Annotated in this window: 7 protein-coding genes; all 7 read left to right on the top strand. The window is 69.3% G+C overall.

The window, feature by feature from the left end:
• Positions 1-469, top strand: a 469-nt coding sequence (gene ybgF, locus FJ311_15195; protein ID MBM3952782.1) for a tol-pal system protein YbgF, incomplete at its 5' end; no start/stop codon positions are given.
• 21 nt (positions 470-490) lie between these two features.
• On the top strand, positions 491-1,837 hold the full coding sequence (gene tilS / locus FJ311_15190) for a tRNA lysidine(34) synthetase TilS (protein MBM3952781.1): 1,347 nt from the start codon (positions 491-493) through the stop codon (positions 1,835-1,837).
• A gap of 96 nt (positions 1,838-1,933) precedes the next feature.
• Positions 1,934-3,868, top strand: coding sequence for an ATP-dependent metallopeptidase FtsH/Yme1/Tma family protein (locus FJ311_15185; protein ID MBM3952780.1), 1,935 nt, complete (start codon positions 1,934-1,936; stop codon positions 3,866-3,868).
• A 56-nt stretch (positions 3,869-3,924) separates the two neighbouring features.
• A complete protein-coding gene (gene folP, locus FJ311_15180) occupies positions 3,925-4,701 on the top strand; it encodes a dihydropteroate synthase (GenBank protein ID MBM3952779.1) in 777 nt (258 codons plus the stop codon).
• 73 nt (positions 4,702-4,774) lie between these two features.
• On the top strand, positions 4,775-6,139 hold the full coding sequence (locus tag FJ311_15175) for a phosphoglucosamine mutase (protein ID MBM3952778.1): 1,365 nt from the start codon (positions 4,775-4,777) through the stop codon (positions 6,137-6,139).
• Between the two features lie 10 nt (positions 6,140-6,149).
• A complete protein-coding gene (thiD, locus tag FJ311_15170; GenBank protein ID MBM3952777.1) occupies positions 6,150-6,953 on the top strand; it encodes a bifunctional hydroxymethylpyrimidine kinase/phosphomethylpyrimidine kinase in 804 nt (267 codons plus the stop codon).
• Between the two features lie 159 nt (positions 6,954-7,112).
• Positions 7,113-7,679: tetratricopeptide repeat protein (locus FJ311_15165; protein ID MBM3952776.1), on the top strand; the 567-nt coding region annotated here is incomplete at its 3' end.

Below are 7,679 nucleotides of genomic sequence, written 5' to 3'. Positions count from 1 at the left end.
CGCGCCCGGCGCGGCCGCCCAGGCCCGTCCCCCGGCGCTGCCGGGCACCGGACCGGCCGCCCCGGCCAGCGTCTTGCCGCCGGGCCCGGCCAAGGACCAGTACGCCCATGCCTTCGGACTTCTTCGGCAGGCCAACTACGATCAGGCGGAACTCGCGCTCGCCGAATTCATCAAGAACCATCCCGACGATCCGTTGGCCGGGAACGCGCGCTATTGGCTGGGCGAGACCTATTACGTGCGCGGCAACCATCTCAAGGCGGCCGAGGTGTTCGCCGAGAACTACAAGCTCGACCCCAAGGGCCAGAAGGCGCCGGACACGCTCCTGAAGCTCGGCATGTCGCTCGCCACCCTCGATCGCGGCCAGCAGGCGTGCATCACCTTCGGCGAGTTGCGCAAGAAGTTCCCCGACGCGCCGGCGGCGATCAAGACCACCCTCGAGCGGGAACGCAAGCGCCTCTCCTGCAAATAAAGTTCCGCAAGTGATCGTGCCATGACCGACCTTCGCGCGATCGAGGGCGCCTTCCATCGGGCGATGGCCGAGTTCGCTCCGTTCGAGGCGAACCCGCATCTTGCGGTCGCGGTGTCGGGCGGCGCCGACAGTCTCGCGCTGGCGCTGCTCGCCGACCGCTGGGCCCGCGAACACGGCGGCCGCGTGACCGCGCTCACCGTCAATCACGGCTTGCGGCTCGGCTCGCGCGCGGAAGCGGCGCAAGTCGGCGACTGGCTCGCGGCGCGCGGCATCGCGCACCGGGTGCTGGAATGGACCGGCGCGAAACCGGTCACGGCCATTCAGGCCCGCGCCCGCGCCGCCCGTCACGCCCTGCTCGGCGATTGGTGTCGGGGCGCGGGCGTGCTGCATCTCCTGCTCGCCCACCAGCGCGAGGATCAGGCGGAGACATTGTTGTTGCGGCTCGCGGGCGGGAGCGGGCCCGACGGGCTTGCCGGCATGTCGGCCGTGGTCGAAGGACCGGCGGCGCGGATGTTGCGCCCGTTGCTCGGAGTTCCGCGCGCCCAAATCGAAGATTATCTCGTCGCCCTCGGCCAGGACTGGATCGAGGACCCGTCCAATCGCGATCCGCGGTTTGCCCGCGTCCGCGTGCGCGCCGGCATGTCCGGCCTGGCGAGGGAGGGAATTACGGCCGCGACATTGGCCGAGGCCGCGGAGCGTTTCGCCGAAGCCCGCGTCGCGCTCGAGGCGGCGACCGCCGCGTTGCTTGCCCGTGCCGTCGCGCTGCAGCCCGCCGGATACGCGATGTTGTCTCTCGACGAATTGCTTGCCGCGCCGGTCGAGATCGCGACCCGCGCGCTCGCCCGAACCCTCGCCGCCGTCGGCGGCCGGGCGCATCCGCCCGCGTTCGACAAGGTACGGCGGGTCCTTGCCGCGCTCGCCGACCGCGGGCGGCGGCCCGGCAATATCGCCGCGCTCGCGGGTTGCGTGGTCGAGGCGCGCGCGGTTTCCGGGGATTGCGAATTGCTGATCCGGCGCGAGGCGCGGGGGTTGCCGGCGCCCGAGCCCGTGACAAACTCCCTTCGACGCGGTTGGGACGGGCGGTTCGATGTATCGGTTCCGGCGGTTGCGCCCTTGACCCTTGCGCCGCTCGGCGAAGACGGCTGGCGCGAAGCGGTGCGCCTCGATCCTTCCTTGCGCGATAGCCCTATTCCGCGTCCGGTTCATGTCGCGCTGCCCGCGTTGCGGGACGCCCGGGGCCTGGCGCGGATCCCGCACCTCGGCTACACCCGACCGGACGCGCCGGCGTGGTTAATCGCGGCGGAGGCCGTTTTCCGGCCCTGCCGGCCGCTCGCCGACCCTGGTTTTTTTGTTGCGCCAGTTGCCTGAGCGGTGGACGATATTAAATAAGTAACCGATGAACTCGGGTATCGCCGAGGCGCCCGCCGCTCCCCGGAAAAAGACCTCAGAAAGGACATACGTTTCGTGAACTTCGGCCGTAACCTCGCCCTTTGGGTGGTCATCGCGCTTCTCGTCTTCGCGCTGTTCAACCTTTTCCAGGGCGGATCGTCCTACACGCGCGGGCCGCATACCCCGGTCGCGTTTTCCGATTTCCTCGCCTCGGTCGAATCGAACGAGGTGCGCGACGTCGTCATCCAGGGCAACACCATCAGCGGCCATTACCGCGACGGGCGCAGCTTCGCCACCTACGCGCCCGACGACCCCGGCCTGGTCCAGCGCCTGCACAAGCAGGGCGTGCGCATCAGCGCGATGCCGGCGTCCGAGGAGGCGCCCTCGCTGTGGGGCCTGCTGATGTCCTGGTTCCCGATGCTGCTGTTGATCGGCGTCTGGATCTTTTTCATGCGCCAGATGCAGGCGGGCGGCGGCAAGGCCATGGGTTTCGGCAAGTCGCGCGCCCGGCTGCTCACCGAAAAGACCGGCCGGGTCACGTTCAACGACGTCGCCGGCATCGACGAAGCCAAGCAGGAACTGGAGGAAGTGGTGGAATTCCTGCGCGACCCGCACAAGTTCCAGCGGCTCGGCGGCAAGATTCCGAAGGGCGTCCTCCTGGTCGGCCCGCCGGGCACCGGCAAGACTTTGCTCGCGCGCGCGATCGCGGGCGAGGCCAACGTGCCGTTCTTCACCATTTCCGGCTCCGACTTCGTCGAGATGTTCGTCGGCGTCGGCGCCAGCCGCGTGCGCGACATGTTCGAGCAGGGCAAGAAGAACGCGCCCTGCATCATCTTCATCGACGAAATCGACGCGGTCGGCCGCCATCGCGGCGCCGGCCTCGGCGGCGGCAACGACGAACGCGAACAGACTCTCAACCAGCTGCTGGTCGAGATGGACGGCTTCGAGTCCAACGAAGGCGTGATCCTGATCGCGGCCACCAACCGTCCCGACGTGCTCGACCCCGCGCTGCTTCGTCCGGGCCGCTTCGACCGCCAGGTGGTGGTGCCCAACCCGGACATTCTCGGGCGCGAAAAGATCCTCAAGGTGCACCTGCGCAAAGTGCCGACCGCGCCCGACATGGACCCCAAGGTCATCGCCCGCGGCACGCCCGGCTTTTCCGGCGCCGACCTCGCCAACCTGGTCAACGAGGCCGCCTTGCTCGCCGCCCGGCGCGGCCGCCGGGTCGTGACCATGGACGAGATGGAAGCGGCCAAGGACAAGGTCCTGATGGGCGCCGAGCGGCGCTCCATGGTCATGACCGACGAGGAGAAGAAGTTGACCGCCTTCCACGAGGCCGGTCACGCGCTGGTCACGCTCAACCTTCCCAAGACCGACCCGCTGCACAAGGTTACCATCATTCCGCGCGGGCGCGCGCTCGGCGTCACCATGTCGCTGCCGGAGCGCGACCAGTACAGCTTGTCCAAGCTGCAACTCGAATCGCGCCTCGCCATCATGTTCGGCGGGCGCATCGCCGAGGAACTGGTGTTCGGCCCGGAAAACATCACCACCGGCGCGTCCAACGACATCCAGCAGGCGACGGCGATCGCGCGGCGGATGGTGACCGAGTTCGGCTTCAGCGACAAGCTGGGGCGGCTGCGTTACGCCTCGGACGAGGAAGAAATCTTCCTCGGCCATTCGGTCGCGCAGCGCAAGAACGTGTCGGACGCGACCGCCAAGATCATCGACGACGAAGTGCGCCGCCTGATCGACGAGGCCGAAACCAAGGCGCGCAAGATATTGAGCGAGCGCCGTAAGGACCTCGACACCCTCGCCGAGGCGCTGCTCGAGCACGAATCCCTCTCGGGCGAGGAAGTCCAGGCGGTTCTGCGCGGCGAAACCATCGTCAAGCCGGACGAGCCGCCGCCTGCCGCCGATCGCGGCGCGGGGCGCAAGGCCTCGGTGCCCTCGACCGGGGGCAAGGGACCGACGCGCCGTCCGATCGGCCCCGAACCCCAAACCGAACCCTGAGCTCGCCCGACGCACCGCGCGCGTTCGCCGGTCTCGCCCTCGACCGGCCGAGGGTGATGGGCGTCGTCAACGTCACGCCCGACAGCTTTTCCGACGGCGGCGAAACCGCCGACACGGACCTCGCGATCGCGCGCGGGCGCGAGTTGATCGCGGCCGGGGCGGACATGATTGACGTCGGCGGCGAATCGACCCGTCCCGGCGCCCGGCCGGTCGAGCCGAGGGAAGAAGCCGCCCGGATCGTGCCGGTGATCCGCGCGCTCGCCGCCGAAGGTGCGCTGGTATCCGCCGACACGCGCCACGCGGCGGTGATGACGGAGGCGGCCGAGGCCGGCGCCCGCATCATCAACGACGTGGCGGCGCTCTCCGAGCCGGGCGCGCTCGAAGCGGCGGCGCGAAGCGGCGCACACGTGATCCTGATGCACATGAAGGGCGATCCGCGCACCATGCAGGACGATCCGCGCTATGACGACGTGGTGGGGGAAGTCGCGGACTACCTGCGCGCCCGGATCGAGGCTTGCGTCCGGGCCGGGATTGCGCGCGCGCGCATCGCGGTCGATCCGGGTATTGGCTTCGGCAAGACGGTCGCCCACAACGCCCGCCTGATCGCCAACCTGGATCGCGTGAAGGCGCTCGGCCATCCGGTGGTGCTCGGCGTTTCGCGCAAGAGCTTCATTGCCAAGTTGAGCCGGAACGAGCCGCCCAAGGGGCGCCTCGCGGGCTCGCTCGCCGCCGCCCTGGCCGGCGTCGCGCGCGGCGCCGACATTCTCCGCGTCCACGACGTGGCCGAAACCCGCCAGGCGCTGGCGGTGTGGGGCGCCGTTTTTCAAGGTTAACGCCCAAGACAAGAAAAATGAGGCGCGGGCGCGGCGTCTGTTGTAAACGATAGCCGGGAGTCGATCCCCAACCATGACCCGCAAGCTTTTCGGCACCGACGGCATCCGCGGCCAGGCCAACGCCGAGCCGATGACCGCCGAAACCGCGCTTCGCGTCGGCCAGGCGGCGGCCAAACGGTTTCGCCGCGGCAATCACCGCCACCGGGTGGTGATCGGCAAGGACACGCGGCTTTCGGGCTACCTGCTCGAACCCGCGCTGACCGCCGGGTTCATCTCCATGGGGATGGACGTGATCCTGGTCGGGCCGATGCCGACCCCGGCGGTGGCGATGCTGACGCGCTCCTTGCGCGCCGATCTCGGCGTCATGCTGTCGGCGTCCCACAATCCCTATCAGGACAACGGCATCAAGCTGTTCGGCCCGGACGGCTACAAGCTGTCCGACGACATGGAAGCGGCGATTGAACGCGACGTCGCCTCGGACCTGTCGGCCGATCTGGCCACGGCGGCGGAACTCGGACGCGCCAAGCGCCTCGACGATGCGCAGGGGCGCTATACCGAATTCGTCAAGCAGACGTTCCCCAAGGGCCTGCGCCTCGACGGCCTCAAGATCGTGGTCGATTGCGCCAACGGCGCCGCCTACAAGGTCGCGCCCGAGGTGCTGTGGGAACTGGGTGCCGACACCGTCCCGCTCGCCGTCGCGCCGGACGGGTTCAACATCAACCGCAAGTGCGGCTCGACCGCGACCGAATACATGCGCGAGCAGGTGGTCGCCCACGGCGCCCATTTCGGCCTCGCCCTCGACGGCGACGCCGACCGGGTGATCATCGCCGACGAAAAGGGGGCGATCGTCGACGGCGATCAGGTGATGGCCTTGATCGCCGCCGACTGGCACCGGCGCGGGCAACTGCGCGGCGGCGGCCTGGTGGCGACCGTGATGTCCAACCTCGGATTGGAGCGGCATCTCGCCGGCCTCGGCCTCGCGCTCGCCCGCACCTCGGTCGGCGACCGCTACGTGGTCGAGCACATGCGCGCGCGCGGCTACAACGTCGGCGGCGAACAGTCGGGCCACATCATTCTCGGCGATTACGGCACCACCGGCGACGGGCTGATCGCCGCTCTCCAGGTTCTCGCCGTGCTGGTGGAAGCGAACCGGCCGACCAGCGAGGTGTGCCGGGTATTCGCGCCGCTGCCGCAGGTTCTGCGCAACGCGCGGGTCAACGGCGCCGCGCCGCTCGCCGACGCGCGCGTCAAGACCGCCATTGCCGCGGGCGAGGACCGGCTTGCGGGCAAGGGGCGGCTGCTGATCCGGCCTTCGGGCACCGAACCGGTGATCCGGGTCATGGCCGAAGGCGACGAGGAATCCGTGGTCGCCGCCGTGGTCGAGGAGATCGTCGGCGCGCTGGAAGCGGCGGGCGCCCGCGCCGGCGCGCCGCGATGAAAGAAAGGCCATGAAGGGGCGGGTTCTGATCGTCGCCGGTTCCGATTCCGGCGGCGGCGCCGGCATCCAGGCCGACATCAAGACCGTGACCGCGCTCGGCGGTTACGCCATGACCGCGATCACCGCGCTCACCGCCCAGAACACCACCGGCGTGTTCGGCATCCACGACGTACCCGCCGATTTCGTCGCCGAGCAGATGCGCCTGGTGCTGACCGACATCGGCGCCGATTGCGTCAAGACCGGAATGCTGCACCGCGCCGACACCATCGCGGCGGTGGCGGGCGCGTTGCGCGATTACGCGCCGGACGTGCCGGTGGTGGTCGATCCGGTGATGGTGGCGAAGGGCGGGCATGCGCTGCTGGCGCCCGAGGCGACGGTCGCCATGCGTCACACCATCGTGCCGCTCGCCACCGTCGTCACCCCGAACGTGCCGGAGGCTGAGGCGCTCACCGGCATGACGATTCGCGACGAGAACGACGCCGCCCACGCCGCGCGCATGATCGCGACGCTGGGGCCGAAGGCGATCCTGATGACCGGCGGGCACCTGGAAGGCGAGACCGTGGCCGATTTCCTTTTGCACGACGACAAGATTTTCGAAGTGTTCCGCAGCCCGCGCATCGAAACCCCGCACACCCACGGCACCGGCTGCACGCTGGCGTCCGCGGTCGCGACCGGCATCGCCCAGGGGATGAGCCTCCGCCAGGCGGTGATCCGCGCGCGCCGGTACGTCTACAAGGCGATCGAGCGGGCGCCGGGCCTGGGGCACGGTCACGGTCCGTTGGACCACGGCCACGCGATTCCCGAGTTTCGTTGAGCGGCGAATCGGCTTGTCGCCGCGGGCGAATCGATTCGCCTTCGCGCGCGAGCGCCGCAGCGCGCCCGTTTGCCTCGAAAAGTTGGCGATTCGCGGCTTTTCGGTTAGCATGGTGGCGTGTTTCCGCCGGGCTTGCGGCGGTTCCGGCGAAGGGTGGCGATGATCCGACAGGATACGCAGGCGAGGAAGGCGGGCGCGGTAGCATTGCCGTTGGCGCTTGCGGGGGCGCTGGCGCTCGCGGGGTGCGGCGGCTCGCAGGAGGGTAGCCTGTTCAGTCCCTCTTTCTGGTCCATGAGCCCGTTGCAGACGAGCGGCGAGAACGATCTCGCCGAACTCGGCTTGGCCGAACTGGCCAAGGGCAACCACGTTGCCGCCGACAATTATTTCCAGAAGGCGCTGAAGATCAATCCGAAAGATCCGCACGCGCTGCTCGGCGCGGGCATGCTGTATCAGCAGACCGGCCAGACCACCAAGGCGCGCGAAATGTACGAGTCCGTTCTCGCGCTCCGACCGCGCGATTCCGATCGGCTCGTCTCGTTGTCCGAATCGCCGAAGCCGATTTCCGATCTCGCCAACGCCGGTCTGGCCCAGATCGAAGGGCGTCCTTCGACCGCCGCTTTAGCCGCCGAACCGCCCGCGGCCGGCGTCGGCGGCTCGCCGAGCGCAAGCCTGATGCTCGGCCGCACGGCCGCGCCGCCGGGCGGGCCGCCGGTCGCGCAAATGCGA

It is taken from the genome of Rhodospirillales bacterium (assembly GCA_016872535.1).
Lineage (GTDB): Bacteria > Pseudomonadota > Alphaproteobacteria > Rhodospirillales > 2-12-FULL-67-15 > 2-12-FULL-67-15.
This window is presented reverse-complemented; position numbering and strand designations above follow the sequence as displayed.

Bases quoted from the DNA above. Each gene is read 5' to 3' on its own strand.
- tilS (MBM3952781.1), top strand. From the start codon at position 491: ATGACCGACCTTCGCGCGATCGAGGGCGCCTTCCATCGGGCGATGGCC.
- folP (MBM3952779.1), top strand. From the start codon at position 3,925: ATGGGCGTCGTCAACGTCACGCCCGACAGCTTTTCCGACGGCGGCGAA.
- FJ311_15175 (MBM3952778.1), top strand. From the start codon at position 4,775: ATGACCCGCAAGCTTTTCGGCACCGACGGCATCCGCGGCCAGGCCAAC.
- thiD (MBM3952777.1), top strand. From the start codon at position 6,150: ATGAAGGGGCGGGTTCTGATCGTCGCCGGTTCCGATTCCGGCGGCGGC.